The 869-nt window shown below is 69.4% G+C and carries 2 pseudogenes; both read right to left on the bottom strand.

Going from position 1 to position 869, the window contains the following annotated elements:
- Positions 1-657: pseudogene (locus tag DVK07_RS19860) on the bottom strand (ABC transporter permease); the annotation flags it as partial.
- Positions 654-869: pseudogene (locus tag DVK07_RS19855) on the bottom strand (ABC transporter); the annotation flags it as partial. The pseudogenes DVK07_RS19855 and DVK07_RS19860, both read right to left, overlap by 4 nt.

The following is an 869-nucleotide window of genomic DNA, read 5'->3' as shown; positions in this document are numbered from 1 at the left end:
CGCGATCGCGGGCACTTCGCCGAACCCGGCGGCCATTTCGCGGTCGTTGACGGCGACGAGCGTGAGCGATCGGTTCGCACCGCTTACCGCGGCGGTGTCGTTCACGTCGAGCGCGAGGCGGTCGGCGACCGCCGGCGACGCGACGAACTCACCGGTCCACGTGCCGTCATAATCGCCGTCGGCGTAGTACGGGTACGGCTCGCTCAGCGGGTCGAGCCGCATGTCGGCGACGCGCCGCTGACCCTCGGGCGGCAGAACCCCGAGCGCGATCACGTACTCGCGGTCGCCGGTCGTCGGGTTCTCCAGGCGGAGCGGCTGTAACGCGACGGGAGACGCGTACTCGATCCGGTCGTCAGCGTTGAGCTCCGCGGAGATGGTGTGGACCTGGCTGAGACGAGCGCCTTCCGATTGTAGCGGGACACTCCCGCTGCCGCCGTCGTCCGGAACGATCCAGTAGTCGATGTCCTCGCTCTCGACGGTGGTGCTGCCCGCGAGGCCGATCGAAACGCTCGTGACGACGAACAGCAGCGCGACCGCGATAGCGACGCCCGCGATACAGACGCCCATGCGACCGGGTGCGACGCCGCGGAGCCGACCGAACACGCGCCGCACCCCCAGTCCGATCACCGACACAGTCCGTCGGAGTCGTGCGCTCATTGCCGGACACCGTCACGCAGTTGGACGACGCGATCAGTGCGATCGAGCGTGTACTCGTCGTGAGAGGCGATGACGATGGCTCGGGCGTCGCTCACGTCGGTGAGGAGATCGAGGACGCGCTCGCCCGTCTCTCGGTCGAGTTCGCCCGTCGGCTCGTCGGCGATGACGACGGCCGGGTCTGCGGCCAGCGCCCGGGCGATGGCGACGCGTTG

The organism is Halorubrum sp. Atlit-26R, from assembly GCF_003666015.1.
Lineage (GTDB): Archaea > Halobacteriota > Halobacteria > Halobacteriales > Haloferacaceae > Halorubrum.
The sequence above is the reverse complement of the archived record's forward strand: the minus strand, read 5'-3'. Positions and strand labels throughout refer to the sequence as shown.